The organism is Labrenzia sp. OB1, from assembly GCF_001624695.1.
Classification (GTDB): Bacteria; Pseudomonadota; Alphaproteobacteria; order Rhizobiales; family Stappiaceae; genus Roseibium.
Genome location: NZ_JSEP01000007.1, coordinates 239219 through 256971, shown reverse-complemented (window position 1 = coordinate 256971; position 17753 = coordinate 239219). Strand labels below are relative to the sequence as shown.

Genomic DNA, 17753 nt, shown 5'->3' with positions numbered 1-17753 from the left:
CCCCAAACCTCGCCCCTGTCTGTCGCCTGCAGCCTTCATGAAGCTGAAAGCGACAGACAGGGGCGAGGTGGGGGGAGTGTCATGTGGCCCGCGAGATCTTCGAGATTTCTGCTTTCATCTCCCGAACGACATCTGCATCTGTCTGCTTTGGCGGACCGGAGAGAAAGCCAAGCTCCAGCAGCCTTCCGGCTTCTGTCTTCTGGAGAGATGCGCAGGAGGCGTGGATTTCAGCAATCGGCAACGTCTTCAGGAACCGTGCGACATTGGAGGGCTGAATTCCGCTGCCAGGCATGATGGCGATCCGGTTTTTCGCGGCATGAACAAGCGCTGAAATTGCTTCCAGGCCCTCCATCGCTGTTTTCTCGCCGCCCGAGGTCAAGATCCGGGAGAAGCCCAGTTCAATCGCCGTCTCGAGCGCATCCTGTTGGTCGGGAACCAGATCGAAGGCCCGGTGCAGTGTTACATCCATTGGGCGAGCATGGCTGATGAGGTCCGCGAGAACTGTTGCGTCCAGTTGCCCGTCCCTGGTGCTGGCTCCAATCACTATCCCGGGAAGGCCGCAGTCGTTGGCTTTGTCTATGTCACGTTTGATCGTGTCCACTTCTGCCACGGAATAGTTGAACCCGCCGAGTCTTGGGCGGATCAGAGGATACACCGGAACGTCCAGGGATGCGGCTTTCTGCATGAAACCAATGGAAGGCGTCAGCCCGCCGATAGAGAGTGCCGAGCAGAGTTCTATCCGGTCCGCGCCTCCCTCCACGGCCGCGATCAAGCCATCTACCGTATCAACGCATACTTCGAGAATAACGGGGTTTGGCGGCCGGCTTACAGTTGGGTGGAAGGTCTGGCTATCGTGTGACATGTCGATCCCTAATTTTTTGCGGCGGCACGCCGACCGTCAAGACCATAAACGAGAGCAACACCCACGAGGCCTGCCAGCCCACCCAAAATGGACGTTCCCGCATAATCCGACACATAGGTGCCAAGCGCGAAGAACATTGCGCTGAAACCGGCACTGACGAACAGGTTGACCGAAATCAGCGAGCTGCCAAGGCCTGCGAGATCAGGGATGAGTTCCTGCAGGTAGGTGATCGGCAGGCTGATGATCGCTGCGGCACCCAAACCGCTGATAAAGCAGAGCGCATAGATGTGCATGGGGGAGGAAGACTGCCCCAGCAGAACCAGATAGGCAGCATATAGAACTGAACCTGCTCCGATTGTCTGAACTGACCCATATTTCGGTTCCATGCGGCCCCAGAATAAAATGAAGACGATTTCCAGCGCCGCGACGATGCCGATGATCACACCGACATCGGTCAGGCTGCCGCCAGCGATGTCTGTTGTCACAAGCGGCAGGACGGCAGCATTCACATGCAGCATGGAGGTGATGAGTGAAATAGCGAGTAGACGGATCACGACACTTGGGCGGGCGATCCGGCCTAATGATGCCAGGAACGGCACCTTTGGTTTCATCTGGTCGGAGACCACCGGCGCCGAGGGCAAGGCAAACTGAAACAGGCAATAGCAGACAATACTGGCGGCCATTGCGAAGAGATAGGCTGGAAGCATGCTGCCGGAATTCGCCAGTACCATGCCGACGAGGCCCGGAACCAGAACCCAGGACAAGGAAATCATGGCGCGAACGGCGGCATTGATGCCCGGCTGTTCATTGTTGGGCAAGGTCACTGAATAGGCGCGCACATTCGCGAAGATCAGGGAGTTCAGAGCACCGAAGACCGGGAACAAGGCCAGCAGGCCGATGAGAAAGCTCAACGTGTTCGCACCAAAGTATATCAGACCCGACCCGGCAATGCCGAAACAGCTGACCACAAGAAGGGCAAGGCGATAGTCGCCCAGACGATCGGAATAGATTCCGATCGCCACGCTTGCCACTACGTTGAGGATGGCGGCGAACAAGATCACGGCCGAGTAGGCCGCGTCGGTCAGTCCGAATTCCTGAATGGCGATGACGGACTGGAATGGGGCCGTTGCGGCTCCGGCGGAGCCGAAGAAAAAGATGGCAGTTGCGTTGACCCGGATAGGGATATGACGAAAGGCCGCCGCGTACATTGAGAACATGGATAAAACCAACACATTTGTCGCCGATGTCACCAGCGGCCTGGGGGGCTCAGTCTTTCCAGCGGGCTGAAAAGCGGGCCGTGGGCGTGAAGGCAAAGCCCTTGTCAAAAGGATAGCTGGGGCCTTGCCTGCGCCGGTTGGGCAAGCGCTCTATGTCCTGGTTGACCACACCATCTGTGAGCGCCATGAGATTGGGTGTGGCGATAGGCGCAAGCTCGGGTGAGAGATAGCCTGATTTGACCACGACGAGGCGTGCCGAGTGGGGATCAAGGCCGAGGCGCGTGAAGTCGGCGATATTGTGATAGGGGCGGCGGCGTGCGGCCAGAACAACCGTATTGCCGCCGATCTCCAGAACCGCCTGACGCTCGTCCTGCAAGCTGCCCGGCTGGTCGTCCAGTGTGAGTAACCGGGCGGTCACCTCGACCGGCCGGCTTGATGGATCGAGGGCCCCACCGATTACAAGTCTTAACGTTGCTCCGATTTCTGCCTTGAAGCACTTCTGGACGCTCGGTGCGTCGGTAATGCCCGCCAGAAGAGCGCCCTCAAAGCCGCGCCGCAGCAGTTCGCCCAGAACATCTGCCCGGTCTCCGACGCCGCCGCCGGTCGGGTTGTCGCCGGAATCGGCAAGTATCACCGGCTGGGTCTGAGAGCTTTCCACCAAGGCCATCATCTCTGCGAGCGATCCGGCCACAGGACCAAATCTGAAGTCGGCACGGGCTTCCCAATAGGACTTCGCGATTGCTTCGGCTGCTTGCGCAGCAGCCATCTTGTCCGTTCCGGTGACAACTGCGCAGGCTGTGGCACGGGGCTCGTCAGCCCAAACATAGCCAACCATCAAATTGGCATCCAGGATGCCGTCCGCGTTGTCGTAGCCGGGGAGGGCTTCATAAAGGCCGGCAGCCGGCGGATCTTCTGTCGAGGTTTTCTCTCCCGGGAGCAAAACAGGAACGGGAACCCAGGCAACGCCAGGCCGCTCTCCGCTGGTCAGGCAATCCACCAGCATGGAATAGGCCCGCACCATGGTTTCGCGAACGTCAATATGCGGCGCGGTGCGATACCCGGCGAAAATATCGAGTTGGTCGACGATCTTCTGGCTGACATTGCCGTGGAGATCATAGCTTGCGGCTATGGGAAGGTCCGGGCCAACGACATCACGAACAGCGGCAATCCAATCACCTTCTGCATCGTCCATCCCCTCGACATTCATGGCACCGTGCATGGCGAGGTAGACCCCGTCGACCGGCAAGGTTGCCTTCAGCCGGTCGATGAATTCCGCCTTGAAACTCTCGTAGGTTGCCTGTGCCAGAGGTCCGCCCGGTACAGCACGGGCGTGGAGGAGGGGGCAAAGCTTGACACCGGTCCGGGGTAGAAACGAGAAATACCCGGATGTTGTGAGATCGTTTCCCCGCAGCACGAAGAAGTCCTCAGGCTGCATCAGGACCGGAGAGTACGTGCTGCACTCGGTATGAATTCCGCCAACGGCAATGCGCATGAGTCCAGTCCTTCACAGTTTGGGTGCATAGGGCGCGATGGCGGCGAAACGCAGCCAGTCCTTGGCATTTCTCGGAGTCCAGGCAGCCTCGGCAACCGCGCAAAGCCGGGGGAACACGAGGTGGTTGAAATAATCGCGTGAAAGGAAATTCTCAGACCAGATACAGGCCTGAACACCCTTCATGCGCGGACGCAAGTCGTCCGGGAAATCACCTTCGGCCTCGTAATGATAGGAGTGTTCAGGCGGAACGGTGCCGGCCCAGCTCGCACCGGGTTCCTGCCAGGCATCGTCCTGCACCATATCCAGGTAATAGGCTTGCCCTGGTGTCATAACGACGTCATAGCCTTTGCCGGCAAGGTCTATGCCGACCTGCGGGTTCCGCCATGCCATCAGCAGAGTGCCTTCGGCGCTGACACCTCCCCCATGTGATACTTCATCCCAGCCGGCCAGGCACTTGCCGCGTTCCAGAAGCATCTGCTGAATCCGCTTCATGAAATAGGACTGCAGACCAAAGGTGCCTTCAAGCCCTTCTTGTTCCATGAGCTTCTTGGCTTTGGGGGAGGCTAGCCAGGAGCCGTCCGCGACCTCATCGCCGCCGATGTGGACATAACGGGACGGGAAGAGAGACACCATTTCGTCGAAAATCGTGGCGACGAACTCGTAGGTTGCCCCAATGGCCGGGTTGAGGGCGTTGTTGGGGAAGCCCTGGACCGAATGGTAGCTGTCCGGCGCTTCCTGTCCGTCAGACAGGTCGCTGAAGACGGCGAGCACTGCCGTGCAATGGCCTGGAATATCGACCTCGGGAACAACCTCGAGACCAAGGTGCGCTGCGTGGGCGACAACAGCTTTCACTTCGTCCTGGGAATAGAAGCCGCTGACCCTTTCGGCGCCGTTGCCCAGCTGCGGCAACAGAAGCTCGTCAGGACCGCGGGTCGCGCCGAGTGTGGTCAGTTCCGGATAGGCCTTGATCTCCAGGCGCCAGGCTTCGTCATCGGTCAGATGCCAATGGAAAATGTTCATCTTGAACCAGGCGAGGATGTCGATCAGTCGGATGACGTCGGTGGTTGGATAGAATTGACGGGAGACATCCAGATGGCAGCCGCGCCAGTCATATCGCGGAGCGTCGTCAATCGTGCCGGATAACGGGAAGGAAAACGTTTCCGGGTCTTGTCTTGCCCCGTGCAGCAGCTGGGCAAGTGTCGTCAACCCGTATTGAAGGCCGCTCTCCGCAGTGTAGGCAAGGAGCACTTGCGTTTCAGAAAAGGTCAGCCTGTATTCTTCGCTCGCAAGGGTGTTTGTTTGCTGCAACACCAATTCTCGACCCTCATGAACAGGGCTGAGGGCAAATGGAACATGCGCTGCTTCGAACAGGCGTTGATAGAGTGACTGCACCTTCTGGACGGATGACTTCTCGTCATTTGTGGCTGACGTGAGGAAAAGGGCGACGGGATAGTCGCCTCCTTTTCCCAGGCTCGCGCCTTTCGGCCAGGGTTGCAGGAAGAAAGGCTCGCTCATCTTGCCATCCGGCAGCAGCTTGGGAGCTGGCTCGCTATGCCGACCTTCCAGCATCAGGTCGCCAATCGCGCAGGGTTTGTGAGTCCCATCGGACAGGGTCACATAGGCGGATTTCGCGCCATCGCTGCGGTGTTTGGCAGACCGGTGCAAGCCGTTTACCTTGAAGGCCCAGGAAGCGCCGGAGCCCAGCTTAAAGCCTTCCGGTGGACCAAATTCATGAAAATTTGCATTGCGCCGATGAAAGACCGCGTTGTGAAAAATAGCTTTGTCGGTGACCCGGGTCATGCTCGTGTAGATCACACGGAAGTCACTGATCTCGGCTCCGGACATATTGTGCAGAACAAAGGTAAAGCCGCCGGCAGGATCACCTTCAATCGGATGCCAGCTGTTTTCGAGCACGAAAGGGGGGGTAACCATGGCGTATGTCCTCTGGTCGTCGTTTGATTCAGGGCGTGAACTCATAAATGAAGACGAGATGGCGAACTCTCTTTAGGAAGCGTGCGATGAGCGGGCTTCGTGCCCGGTCAAGCACGCTGACGAGACTGGCTGAAGCCATTTCCCATGCCATTTCGTCCTCATTTTTGAGTTCACGCCCTAGTAGTTGTCAGACTGGCTGAATGTGCGCGCGAGTTCGGCCTGCCCGGCCAGGAGGCCGCAGTCGACCGCCAGGCACACTCCCGTAATGGCCGAGGCTTCATTGCCGGACAGAAATGCGACGGCATTTGCAACATCAGTCGGATCCACAACGCGCTGCAGCGGGTACCAGCGCTTGGCATCTTCGAATACATTCGGATTGGCCGCCGCTCGCGCTTCCCAGGCCTGGGTCTTGACTGTTCCCGGTGCAATGGCGTTGCAGCGGATGCCGTATTTGCCATACTCGACTGCGATCAGTTTTGTCAGGTGGATCAGTCCCGCCTTGGCGGCGCTGTAAGCCGGGTGGCCGAAAACGGCTAGGCCATTGACCGAGGCGATGTTGACGATGCTGCCCCGGCTTTTCTTCAGCGCGGTCTCAAAGGCCTTGAAGGTGAGAAAAGCGGCTTCAAGATTGAGAGCGATGTCCTGCCGGTTTATCTCCGCGGTCGTCTCACCGAGGCTGGCGGCGCGTGCGGCTCCGGCATTGTTGATCAATGCGTTTACAGATCCGTGACATGCGGCAAAAGTGGCCAGCTCGGCGCAATCCGCTTCATTTGTCACATCGCACGTTGCGGGTACGAAGCGTTCATTTCGGCCGTCACACAGTTTGGCGACGGCCTCTGCGTCGATGTCGGCCAGTATGATTTTGTCATGGTTGTCAGACAGGCGCTGGGCTATGGCCAGGCCAATGTCACCGGCAGCGCCGGTCACAACTGCTACGGTTCCAGTCATGTCGTGTCCTAGATTTTGGAGAGACAGGAACCGCGGATGCGGTCAGTCTCCAAGGAGCTGCTTGTCGTCTTCGTCGCGATAGGCAACCAGTTGGTGTTTGATATGGCGAAGGGTAACTGTCGACTGAGCCCGGTTCTGGTAGGCGGCCAGATTGGCTAGGATGTCGACAAGTGCGAGATATACGAAGCGGGTGGATGTCGGCCGGAAGATGTTGTTGCCTTCCGGCAGATCAATGGCCAGGACATGATCGGCAGCCTTGGCGACAGGGCTGTCTGCCTGTGTCAGGGCAATCGTTGTCGCTCCCGCCTCCCGCGCCATGGTGAAGGCGCGGACAAGTTCCATGTTGCGGCCGGAGAACGACGAACCGATCACGGAATCTTCTGGCCGTGCCGCGGCCGCTTGCATCATTTGCATGTGATGATCGGTCGATGAGGATATCCGCAGGCCGAGGCGAAACAGGCGATTTTGAAACTCATGCGCAATCATTGACGAATTGCCGCCTGAGCCAAAGGCGTAGATCATTGCCGATTTCGACAGGATATCGGCGACTGACTGCGCAGCCGCGGCGTCGAAGGCGCGATGAAACAAGAACAGGGCGTTCTGGGCCTTGGTAATGATGTCCTCGGCCACATCCGCCGGTTCTGTGCTCTTGGTGCCGGGGTTCAGATAGCGCGCGCCCACAAACATGGTCTTTGCGAGCTGAACCTTGAAATCCGCATAGTTCTGGCAGTTGAGCCTGCGGCAAAAGCGGGTGACCGTCGGAGGTGAGACCTCGGCCCGCTCCGCCAGTTCCACGATGGACGCATTCACGGCGAAATCGAAATCGTTGAGGAGAATGTCCGCAATGCGCTTTTCAGACTGCGAAAATTGCCCCTGCTCATTCTGTATCCGCGCCAGTATGTCCATGCTTTGCGTGCCCTGTCTGCCTTATCAAGTCTTTGACTTGTAGGCTATGCAGTCGATTTCGATCTTGCAATCGACCATCATCGAAGACTGCACACATGCGCGGGCTGGCGGGGCATCGCCGAAATAGCTCTGATAGATTTTGTTGAAGGTCCAGAAGTCACGCGGATCATCCAGCCAAATCCCGCAGCGCACAACATCCGCGGTTGTATAATTGGCCTCTTCCAGAATACTAAGCAGGTTCTGAATTGCCTTGTGGGCCTGTGGGATGATGCCGCCTTCGATGACCTCGCCGTCTTCCATGGCGACCTGGCCGGAAACATGCAGCCAGCCGTCAGCTTCCACTGCGCGGGCAAAGGGAAGGTTCTGACCACCTGCGCCGGATTTCTCGGCTCCGTATCTCTTGATGCTCATGCTGCTTGATACACTCTGTTATGGAAATAATTTTCTTATCAGATTGACATGGAACCATATTGTTAGGAAATTGACTAGGAAAAATCACGAAAAATGAAAATTATTTAGATAGAGGACGTGATGCGGGACCCATTTCTCAATCCCTTTCCGGAGCAGGACGAAGCACGCAGATCAATCTGGGAGATGCTGGTCAGCCGAGATATCGAGGCTTTCCTGACAGCCGACTGGTCCATGGTGGAAGATGATTTCATTGCTTTGGGATTTCTGGGGATCAGCGGCAACAAGGCGCGCGACCCGGATGAGTGGTCGCTGGCGTTTCCCACCATTGAGCACTACCGCGATGAATGGCTGCGTCAGGCGCGCGAGTTCGCGGAAGTTGAGTTCGCCGAAGACGTTCGCTCGGCAATTCACACAGCAACGCGCCTGGAAGAAATCGACATCAAGGGAGACGTGGCCCTTGTGCGCAAAAAGTTCGATGGCGGAATCATGCGTTCCGATGGCAACTTCGACGTTATGCGATGGCAGACACTTTATTATTGCAGGGCGCAAAATGGCCGCTGGAGAATTTCCGGCTTCACAGGCTATCTGCCTTACCCATTTGCTGAAGCCTGAGGCCCGTCACGGTCTCCACATCAGGACCACTTCCCTTGAAGCTCTTTACCGCAGTTCTGGCGACGGAAACAAACACCTTTTCCCCAATCTGCATTGATCGGCGCGGGTTCGAGGCATCTCTGTATGCAAAGCCCGGCGAACATCCAGCGACGCCCACCTTGTGTTCCGCGCCACTCACGGTTGGACGCAGGGTGTGCGCGGAAAAGGGCTGGTCCCTGGTTGAGGGCACGGCTGCCTGGGCGGACCCGGCCGGGCTGGTCAACCGTCAGGCCTATGAAAGTCTGCGCGACGAAATCCTCGAGCAGCTTCGTGCGGCATTGCCCGTTGACGGCGTGGTTCTTGGTCTTCATGGGGCAATGGTCGCTGATGGCTATCAGGATCCGGAAGGCGATCTCCTGGCCCGAATCCGGGACATGGTAGGTCCGGATGTGCTGGTTTGTGCGGAACTGGATCCGCATAGCCATCTGACTGAAAAGCGTGTCGCGGCGGCCGATTTCTTCGTTGTTTTCAAGGAGTTTCCGCATACGGATTTCGTTGATCGGGCTGAGGATCTCTGGCGGATTGCTGTCGATACGCTGGAGGGGCGGGTCAAGCCGACCATGTCTGTATTTGACTGCCGGATGATTGACGTTTTTCCGACGTCGCGGGAACCGATGCGCTCGTTCGTCGACAAGCTTCACTCCATCGAGGCCAACGATAACGATGTCCTGTCCTTGTCTGTGATCCATGGCTTCATGGCGGGCGATGTGCCGGAAATGGGTACAAAGATGATCGTGGTGACCAACAGCAAGGCCGAAAAGGGGGACCGGCTGGCCCGCTCGCTCGGCCTTGAACTGTTTGCCAACCGGGGCCGTCACATGATGAAGCAGCTTTCGGTTGATGAAGCTGTCACACGGGCCATGGCTGCTGCAGACGGACCGACGGTTATCGCTGACATGTGGGATAATCCGGGCGGTGGAACCGCCGGGGATGCGACTGTGCTTCTCTCTGAGTTTATCGACAGGGGCTGCGTCGGGGTTGCCTTTGGTACCATCTGGGACCCGATTGCGGTTCAGATCTGCATGGCGGCGGGTGAGGGGGCGGAGATCTCCCTGCGGTTCGGTGCGAAGTCGGCGCCTGGAACTGGCAGCCCGGTGGATGGCCGGGTAACAATCGTAAAGCTGGTGCGGAATGCCGAGATGCGCTTTGGGGAAAGTTACGCCCCCTTTGGCGACGCAGCTCATATCTGCCTGAATGGCATAGACATCATCCTGAATTCTGTAAGAGCCCAGAGCTTTGATCCGTCATTGTTTTCCGTTATGGGCATAGATCCGGCGCAAAGGAAGATCCTGGTTATCAAATCAACCAACCACTTCCAGGCGTCTTTCAGCAAGATTGCCTCGCAAATCCTTTATTGTTCGGCGGGCACCCCCTACCCGAACTCTCCTGCCGACACGCTCTACAGGTATGCTCGCGAGGATATCTGGCCAATGATGAAGAAGCCTCATGGATAAGAAAACGCATAAGCTTGCTCCTGGCGCGCCGCTGGTCGGTGGGCCCATTTCCGAGCTTTCCACGCCCATTCCCGTGATCGACGAAGATCGGCTGGAAAACAATATTACCCGTGTCCAGTCCTATATGGACAAGATCGGAAAGACGTTCCGCCCGCATATCAAAACCCACAAGATCCCGGCGATTGCCAAGCGTCAGGTGGCAGCGGGTGCCCAGGGTCTCAATTGTCAGAAGGTCAGCGAAGCCGATGTCTTCGCTGACGCCGGTTTCCAGGACATTCTGATCACCTTCAACATTCTGGGCGCGGAGAAACTGGAAGAACTGGCAGTTCTGAACGAGCGCATCGGTGACCTGAAAGTTGTTGCCGACAGCACGACGACAGTGTCCGGATTGTCCGGCGTGTTTGGCGGCAGGGACAAGGCTCTGAAGGTTCTGGTGGAATGCGACACCGGCGGCGGGCGCTGTGGCGTTCAATCGCCGGCCGAAGCGGCAGACCTCGCCGTGTTGATCTCTGACTGCGCCGGACTGACGTTCGGCGGGCTTGTGACTTATCCGGGGGCGGATGGCGAAGCGGAGACAGAAGCATTCCTGAGTGGGTCCATCGCGCTTCTGAAAGCACGCGGCATTGCCTGCGGCATTGTCAGCAGTGGCGGGACACCCAGCCTGTTCAATGCGCATCTGGTGCCCTCGGCAACCGAATACCGGGCAGGAACCTATGTCTATAACGACCGGGCCATGGCAAGGGCCGGGCATTGCGGCCTGAACGACTGCGCTATGGAAATCCTGACGACAGTTGTCTCACGTCCGACACAGACGCGGGCGGTCATCGATGCAGGATCAAAGGCGCTCACGTCGGATTTGCTGGGCTTCGATGATTTCGGCTACGTCGTGGACTATCCGGATGCCACGATCACGGGCCTGTCCGAAGAGCATGGCGTTCTGGATCTTTCGAAATGCGATCCAGACCAGCGGCCGCAAGTGGGAGACAGGATCCGGATCATTCCGAACCACACGTGCGTGGTCTCCAATCTGGTTGACCATATGGTGTTTCACAAGGGTGGTAGGGTCACGCGCGTGGAGCCCGTCGCAGCTCGCGGCCACGTCTGGTAAAACGCAATCTTCACTTGTCATGGAACGTCCCGTGTCATGGAACTGGCGCGGGACTTCGTGAGCGCAGAAGAACTGCTGAACGCTCTCTTGAAGGGCGCCCAGCCTTGACGGGTCGGTGCTCTATACTGCGTTCAGAGCTTCCAGATCGATTTCATGAAGGTCGGTGCGCCGCTCGAGAGCCTCGCCCTTATCGTCGAAGAGATGGCAATCGGCAGCGTTGAAGCTGATGGTCGCCGGTGTGTCGACGGTAACCGCGGCTGCACCCGCAAAGGCAGCGCTGAAGGGCGCATCGCCGGACGCGGACGCATATACAATTGTGTTGACGCCGAGCCGTTCGACAACCGAGGGGACGATGTCGAATTTCACGTCACCCGCGCCCAAGGTTATGTGTTCGGGGCGGATGCCGAGGGTCAGTTTTTCTCCTGTCAGACCGTCACGCGGTTCGACCGGAATCGTCACAGTCTGACCTTCACACACAACGGTCACGCCTTCCGGTTTGGCTGCGATGCAAGTCGCCGGCAGAAAGTTCATTTTCGGATTGCCGATAAAGCTCGCAACGAACTTGTTCTGTGGCTTGTGATAGAGCTCAAGTGGTTTGCCGACCTGAGAGATATATCCGCCGTTCAGCACGACGATACGATCTGCCATGGTCATGGCTTCGATCTGGTCGTGGGTGACGTAGATCATGGTGGCTGCAAGATCATGATGCAATTTTGTCAGCTCGATGCGCATGTCGGCGCGCAGAGCCGCGTCGAGGTTCGACAGAGGCTCGTCGAACAGGAATATCTTCGGTTCGCGTACGATCGCACGGCCGATGGCGACGCGCTGGCGTTGGCCGCCTGACAGGGAACCCGGCCTTTGCTGCAGCCTTTGGTCGAGTTTCAGGACGGCAGCAACGCTCTCGACCTTCTTCTTCAGATCGGCTTCCGGCATCTTTTCCACGCGCAGCGGAAACGCGATGTTCTCGAAAACGGACATGTGTGGATAGAGTGCGTAGGATTGAAACACCATCGCGATGCCGCGTTTGACTGGTGCCAGATCATTGACCTTCACGCCGTCGATAACGATCCCGCCCTCGGTAGCGTCCTCCAGGCCAGCGATGATGCGCAACAGCGTGGATTTTCCACATCCGGAAGGGCCGACGAAAACGACGAATTCACCGTCTTTCACGTCGAGTGTCACCCCATTGATTACGTCAATTTCCCCGAAGGACTTGGTGACCTTGTTGAGATGGAGTTGTCCCAAGACTGACCTCTTTTCGTCATTGCCACTTCGGCAATGGGATCTGGCGTGGACGAAACACGCCACCGCGGCTGCATTGAGCTGCGGCGGCGTGTCAACGCGACTTACTTATACTGCTCAAGATCGGCGGTTGCCTTTTCAAGAGCGGCCTTGGGTTCTGCCTTGTCAGTGACGACGGATTGAACCATCTCGATCATGACATCCTGCAAGCCCTTGTAGTCAGTGAACAGGGGCTCGGGACCCGCATTGGAAATTCCGTCGATGAACGGCTTCCAGTAAGGGTCTTTTTCGACGAATGCATCAACCTGTGCGGATGGCCGAAGCGGTGTCAGTCCGGCGCCGCCTTGCAATTCATACTCACCCTGCGGGCCAGGAGATGTAATGAACTTGGCGAACTCGACTGCCTTTTCCTCCACGCCGGTTCCCTTGAAGACTGCCAGGCTGTCGGTGATAAGCAGCGTGCCGGGGCCTTTTGCAGATGGGCCGAGAGGCAGGGTTGTCACTCCCCAGTTCAGGTCAGTGTCCTGTGCACGTGAAGCAGCGCCCGAGCTGTTCTGAATCATGGCGACCTTGCCATCCAGCCAAATAGCGCGCATTTCGTTCTGTTCGTAAGCGGTTGGTCCTTCAACCGAATAGGGAGTGATGTCCTTATAGGCCTGAAGGGCAGCCAGTACTTCCGGACTGTCCATTACGATGTTGCCGTCGGCGTCGATGATTTGACCGTTGTTTGTGTACACCCAGTGCAGGAACTGGTGCATGGTGTTATCGAAGGTCTTCGCGGGAAGGCCGTATCCGGGGATACCGGTCTTTTCCGTGATGATCTTTGAGAACTCGATCTCTTCTTCCCAGGTCTTTGGCGGAACTTCCGGATCGAGACCGGCCTGTTCGAAGAGGTCCTTGTTCCAGTAAAGTGCCTTGGTGGAGAAGGCGATCGGAACGCCCCACTGAGTGCCGTCGAAAGTGACCGTGTCGACGATGTTGGGATAGTAGCTTGCTTTTTCTTCATCGCTCATTGGGACTTCTACGATGAGATCATTTTCAGCAAACTGTTTCAGTGTGCGCGAGCCGACATAGGCCATGCCGACCGGGGAGCCGGCCGCCGCCAGCGTGGTTGCCTTGTCCTGGCACTGCGCCCAGCCGACGACTTCCGGTGCGATGGTCCAGCCCTCGTTGGCCGCTTCCCATTGCTCGATGTACTTTTCGTGGATGGGGTCGATCTTGTCGCCGCAGTAGATCCAGGTGATTTCTTGATCCGCGGCCTGTGCGCCCGGAGCACCGGCAATGGTCGCGCCAGCAAGAGCGAGAGCGCAAACCCCGAATTTCAAAGTTTCAATTTTCATAGTTTGTATCCCCATACTCTGGTGTGGATTTTGATTTTTTTGTTATTTCACCGCGCCAGCGGTAAGACCGCTGACGAGATAACGTTGCAGGAAGAAGATCACGATCAAGGCAGGCGCAATACCGACAAAGCTGGCGGCCATGAGTTCGTTCCAGATCACTTCCTGGCGGCCGAAATAGGCGAAAAGCCCGATCGGCAAAGGCATGAATTCCGTCTTGGAATTGAAGGTCAGCGCGTAAATGAACTGCTGTGCATATGCGCCGATGAATGTGGTGATGGCGACAACCGTGATGCCGGGCATGGCCAGTGGGAGAATGATCCGCCGCAGGGTGTAAAGGCGCGTGGCGCCATCCACATAGGCAGCTTCCTCCAGTTCTTTTGGGATCCGCATCATATAGGTGCGCAAGAGCCAGATGGCGGTGGGAATGAGGAAGGCTGCGCCAGGCACGATCATTGCGGCGTAGGTGTTGAGGATCCCCAAGGAGCGCATCAGCCGGAACAGAGGGATGAGCAGAACAGCGCCCGAGAACATGTTGACCGCGAGAAACGCGGCGAGCAGAGGGCCGCGCCCTGAAAACTCGAAGCGCGCAAAGGCATAGGCGGCTGGAACCACCAGTATCAGTACCACCACGGTCACGACTGTGGAGATGAAGATCGAGTTGAAAACGTAGAGGCCGAAATTGGGAACGCTGTCCCACATGGTGAAATAGGCGTCAAAGGACCCGTGCTCTGGCCAGAAGCGATAAGGCGAGGAGAACAGGCGGCTCAAGGGTTTCAACGAGACCAGGAAGCCTTCGACGAAAGGCGCCAGAACAAAGAACAGGAAAACCGCAATCGCCGCGTAAATCGAGATGACCTCGTACCACTTGTAGCGATTGATCATGGCGGTCTGTTTACTCATCACACAGCCTCCGTGGATAGCCGGTTGATTGCCTTGAAGTAGAAGAAGCAGAACAGCGACAGGAAGAGACAGATCAGAACCGCGCGCGCGGCACCAGCGCCGTATTTGTAGGACCCGATTCCTGTCTTGTAGGTGTCGATGATCATCGTCGTGGTCGAGCCGCTCGGTCCGCCCTGGGTCAGGATCCAGATGATGTCGAATGAGTTGAAGGTCGCAATCAGCGAGATCATCGACATGGTGATCATGGCGGGGATCAGAAGCGGAAAGGTTATCCGCCGGAACCGGTAGAAGCGGCCCGCGCCATCTGTCCAGGCGGCTTCATAGAGGTCCTGCGGCACGGCCTGGATTGCCGCCAGCATGTAGAGCGTGACCAGGGGAACGCCAATCCACACATCCGTGATGATGGTCGCCCAGAAGGCCGTGTTTCCGTAGGCAAGGAACGCGATTGGACCGTCGGTGATGCCAAAGTTCTGAAGCAGTCCGGAGATCATGCCGAACTGGCCATTGTACATCCAGCCCCACATAAAGATGCCGATTGCCATGGGAACAATCCAGGGCGGCATGGTGAGCAGACGGAAAAGGGAGCGCCCGGGAACCGCTGCGTTCAGCAACATTGCGCCACAGGTGCCGATGATCATCTTGAGCAGGACAGAGAAGAACGTCCAGATGAAGGTTCGGACGATGACCGCCGCGAAGGTCTCGTTGAAGATCTTGTCGTAATTGGCCCAGCCGACATAAGAATAGGTCTTGCGCAAGGACGCGTTGGTGAAAGAAAGATTGACGGTATCTATGAGAGGATAGATCACGATGAACGCAATATAGAGCGCTGCTGGTAACAGGAGCATCCAGGCAAAAAAGACGGCACTTCGCTTGGCGTTCATCATCGTAGCCTCATGCGGACTTCAGCGGGATGTGCCCGGACGTCATCCCGTTCAGGGCGTCGTCATAGCGCCGCCAGACGGGGGACAAATCGACGACTGTGCGTGTCCTGCGCGCCTCGTCCATGGACAGAGCCAGAATGCCGGCCTCAAGAGCGTCCAGAGCTGAAACCGGGAGAGGAGCTCCGTGCCGGACATGCTTGATCACATCTTCGGCCATTTGTTCATCCGCGCCGTAGTGATGTGAGGTCTCGCTGGGGGCTTGATATGTCTTTGCGATGACCTTCTCGTTGTTCCGGGCGCTGTGAACATTGAAGAAACCGCGAACAAAATCGCCTTCAGCCATGCCCTTGGCGCCGATGACGCAAAACCGGCGGAACTCGTCGGGCACATTAAGGTTTGTATGGAAGGCCACTGAAACACCGTTGTCATACTCAACGATTGCGGTCTGATAATCGACAATGTCGCCATCGCTGTCGAAGACGTTGTCGGCGCCGAGCCAGCCACTGGGCTTGCTGTGGTAGACCTCGAGGTCGTTGACCCCATCATTTCCTGGGGCGTTTTGCGGAGTGAAGCTCTTACGTCCGCCAAAGCTGGCGACATAGCGGGGGCGAGCACCCACCACGCCATTGTAAAGGTCCAGGTCGTGACAGCATTTTTCAAGCATGAAGCTTCCGGCATAGCTTTCATAACGACGCCAGTCGCGCATGAAGAAAGCACCGTGGTAGGGTTGAATGTGTTCGGATGCCTCAATGGAGACCACGTCCCCCAGAAGGCCGTCCTGCTGCGCCTTGCGCAAATCCTGGTACAGGGGTGAATACCGGAGAACCAGGCCAACCAGCAGACGTTCATTTCCATGAAGGTGAAGAAGGGCGGCGAGTTCAAGGCTCTGCTCGACGGTCATGACGATTGGCTTTTCGCTGAAGACCTTCAGTCCGGCTTCAATGCCAATGCGGATGTGATCGAGATGCATATGGTTCGGAGAACCGATCATCAGGAGATCCATCTCCTCGTTCTCGATCAGCTCCTGAGGCGTGTCATAGGCATTTCCAGCCGAAATGCCTTTTTCCTCAAGCATCGGCTTGCCGGCCGGCGCAGGATCCACGTAGCCAACAATTTCGAAATCCGGGTCCATCTGATTGAACACGAACCCAAGATAGCCAAGACGGAAACCCAGACCGATTATGCCAACCTTCATTCCAGCTGCCTTCTGATTATGTAATTTATTTACGTAATCTATTTTCTCAAACTGCGCGATATCAGACAAATGGTCAATCTATATCCGTCAAATCACGCTAATTTTGAAAAAAAATTTCATATTCTCACTTAAAGACCGGGATTTGAGCTTTAACAAGAGATGGTGTCACATCCGATTGTGCGAGCCTTTGCTCTTGTTGAATGAGAGCTAATTTTTGATACCAATGCAATACCATAAATAGTGCATTTGACGCTGCGATTATGGACTTTTGTAAAAAATATAATAAGTACAGTGGCTTAATCGGGCTCAAAAATTCGGCCCTCGTTTTTTTGAAAAAAAATTAGACAAATCGTGATTTGGTATTTATTTGGTATCTTATTGAGCCTCAGAGATAAATCCCGAGATCGGGGCGGCAAGTCATTCTGGCAAAGGGGCGTTGCGTATGAGCGGCATTGTTGGGCTTCGCGGATTTCAAGACCGTTTCGATGGCCCGTTGTACAAGCGGCTGAAGTTGGCTTTCGAAGCCTTCATTCAGACCCGGCGCTTAAAGCAGGGCGATGCTCTGCCGTCCGAGAGAGATATTTCAGAGGTTTGCGGAGTTTCCCGTGTGACCGTGCGCCGCGCCATCGATGCACTTGTCGAGGAAGGGGCACTGGTCCGCCGTCATGGCTCCGGGACTTTTGTTGCGGCTCCGGTGGAGCGCATGGAGCAGCCGCTGTCCTGTGCAACGTCCTTTTCCGAGGATATGGCCCGCCGCGGTATGGTGGCGTCATCCAGATGGCTTGACCGCTCCCTTTATTTGCCCAGTTCGGATGAGATGATGCTCCTTGGCCTGACAGGGACCAAAAAAGTGGCCCGGTTGCAGCGCCTTCGTCTTGCCGACGGTGCGCCGGTGGCGTTGGAAAATGCAACTCTGCCATCGGATATTCTGCCGGACCCCGAGAGCGTGGGAGTGTCTCTTTATGCGCGCCTTGCGCAGTTGAATGCCCGTCCGGTGCGCGCTGTTCAGCGAATCTCGGCGAGACTGCTGACGCCTGACGAGGCTCTGCTGCTGGGTGTGACTGAAGGCTCTGCCGGCCTTGCTGTTCATCGGATCGCCTATCTTGCGTCCGGCCGGGCTATCGAATCGACGAAAACCCTTTATCGAAATGACCTTTATGATCTTGTCGCCGAGCAAATCATTGGTCCTGCCTGATGATTCAAACGCTGGGAAA

16 protein-coding genes are annotated in these 17753 nt (G+C 56.9%); 4 read left to right on the top strand and 12 right to left on the bottom strand.

The genetic code is table 11. From position 1 onward, the window contains the following. Positions 1 to 79 precede the first annotated feature (79 nt). The 7 genes from OA90_RS12105 to OA90_RS12075 all read right to left on the bottom strand — a co-directional run bounded on the left by OA90_RS12105 (position 80) and on the right by OA90_RS12075 (position 7768). On the bottom strand, positions 80 to 862 hold the full coding sequence (locus tag OA90_RS12105) for a copper homeostasis protein CutC (RefSeq protein ID WP_068411427.1): 783 nt from the start codon (positions 860 to 862) through the stop codon (positions 80 to 82). 8 nt (positions 863 to 870) lie between these two features. Then, the gene (locus tag OA90_RS12100; RefSeq protein WP_068411425.1) at positions 871 to 2079 is read right to left on the bottom strand and encodes an MFS transporter; all 1209 of its coding nucleotides are present in this window, start codon (positions 2077 to 2079) and stop codon (positions 871 to 873) included. 49 nt (positions 2080 to 2128) lie between these two features. Beyond that, entirely contained in the window at positions 2129 to 3571 is a 1443-nt protein-coding gene (locus OA90_RS12095) for a M81 family metallopeptidase (RefSeq protein ID WP_068411422.1), read from the bottom strand. A gap of 12 nt (positions 3572 to 3583) precedes the next feature. Next, positions 3584 to 5503, bottom strand: coding sequence for a family 20 glycosylhydrolase (locus OA90_RS12090; protein ID WP_068411417.1), 1920 nt, complete (start codon positions 5501 to 5503; stop codon positions 3584 to 3586). A 177-nt stretch (positions 5504 to 5680) separates the two neighbouring features. Next, positions 5681 to 6451 (bottom strand): SDR family oxidoreductase, encoded by a 771-nt coding sequence (locus OA90_RS12085; protein ID WP_068411413.1) that lies wholly within the window; start codon positions 6449 to 6451, stop codon positions 5681 to 5683. Between the two features lie 42 nt (positions 6452 to 6493). Then, positions 6494 to 7357 carry a MurR/RpiR family transcriptional regulator gene (locus OA90_RS12080; protein WP_068411410.1) on the bottom strand — a complete coding sequence of 288 codons (864 nt, stop codon included), beginning with the start codon at positions 7355 to 7357 and terminating at the stop codon, positions 6494 to 6496. A gap of 24 nt (positions 7358 to 7381) precedes the next feature. Next, on the bottom strand, positions 7382 to 7768 hold the full coding sequence (locus tag OA90_RS12075) for a RidA family protein (RefSeq protein ID WP_068411406.1): 387 nt from the start codon (positions 7766 to 7768) through the stop codon (positions 7382 to 7384). 120 nt (positions 7769 to 7888) lie between these two features. Here OA90_RS12075 and OA90_RS12070 point away from each other — a divergent pair, with 120 nt between their 5' ends. From OA90_RS12070 to OA90_RS12060, 3 genes are read left to right on the top strand one after another with little or no spacing between them, the layout of a single operon-like run. Next, positions 7889 to 8380 carry a hypothetical protein gene (locus OA90_RS12070; RefSeq protein ID WP_068411403.1) on the top strand — a complete coding sequence of 164 codons (492 nt, stop codon included), beginning with the start codon at positions 7889 to 7891 and terminating at the stop codon, positions 8378 to 8380. A 35-nt stretch (positions 8381 to 8415) separates the two neighbouring features. Continuing rightward, entirely contained in the window at positions 8416 to 9873 is a 1458-nt protein-coding gene (locus OA90_RS12065) for a M81 family metallopeptidase (protein WP_068411400.1), read from the top strand. Next, on the top strand, positions 9866 to 10981 hold the full coding sequence (locus tag OA90_RS12060) for a D-TA family PLP-dependent enzyme (protein ID WP_068411392.1): 1116 nt from the start codon (positions 9866 to 9868) through the stop codon (positions 10979 to 10981). Before OA90_RS12065 ends, OA90_RS12060 begins: the two co-directional genes overlap by 8 nt. A gap of 120 nt (positions 10982 to 11101) precedes the next feature. Here OA90_RS12060 and ugpC read toward each other — a convergent pair whose 3' ends face one another. The 5 genes from ugpC to OA90_RS12035 all read right to left on the bottom strand — a co-directional run bounded on the left by ugpC (position 11102) and on the right by OA90_RS12035 (position 16539). Beyond that, positions 11102 to 12226, bottom strand: a complete 1125-nt coding sequence (gene ugpC, locus OA90_RS12055; RefSeq protein ID WP_068411389.1) for a sn-glycerol-3-phosphate ABC transporter ATP-binding protein UgpC — start codon at positions 12224 to 12226, stop codon at positions 11102 to 11104. 101 nt (positions 12227 to 12327) lie between these two features. After that, complete coding sequence (locus tag OA90_RS12050; RefSeq protein ID WP_068411384.1) at positions 12328 to 13563, bottom strand: extracellular solute-binding protein; 1236 nt, start codon at positions 13561 to 13563, stop codon at positions 12328 to 12330. A gap of 42 nt (positions 13564 to 13605) precedes the next feature. Continuing rightward, complete coding sequence (locus OA90_RS12045; protein ID WP_068411381.1) at positions 13606 to 14463, bottom strand: carbohydrate ABC transporter permease; 858 nt, start codon at positions 14461 to 14463, stop codon at positions 13606 to 13608. Continuing rightward, positions 14463 to 15344 carry a sugar ABC transporter permease gene (locus tag OA90_RS12040; protein ID WP_068411608.1) on the bottom strand — a complete coding sequence of 294 codons (882 nt, stop codon included), beginning with the start codon at positions 15342 to 15344 and terminating at the stop codon, positions 14463 to 14465. The genes OA90_RS12045 and OA90_RS12040 overlap by 1 nt, the downstream gene beginning before the upstream one ends. Positions 15345 to 15354: 10 nt before the next feature. Further along, the gene (locus tag OA90_RS12035) at positions 15355 to 16539 is read right to left on the bottom strand and encodes a Gfo/Idh/MocA family oxidoreductase (protein WP_068411378.1); all 1185 of its coding nucleotides are present in this window, start codon (positions 16537 to 16539) and stop codon (positions 15355 to 15357) included. A 442-nt stretch (positions 16540 to 16981) separates the two neighbouring features. Here OA90_RS12035 and OA90_RS12030 point away from each other — a divergent pair, with 442 nt between their 5' ends. Beyond that, the gene (locus OA90_RS12030) at positions 16982 to 17734 is read left to right on the top strand and encodes a GntR family transcriptional regulator (protein ID WP_068411375.1); all 753 of its coding nucleotides are present in this window, start codon (positions 16982 to 16984) and stop codon (positions 17732 to 17734) included. The last annotated feature ends 19 nt before the right edge of the window (positions 17735 to 17753 follow it).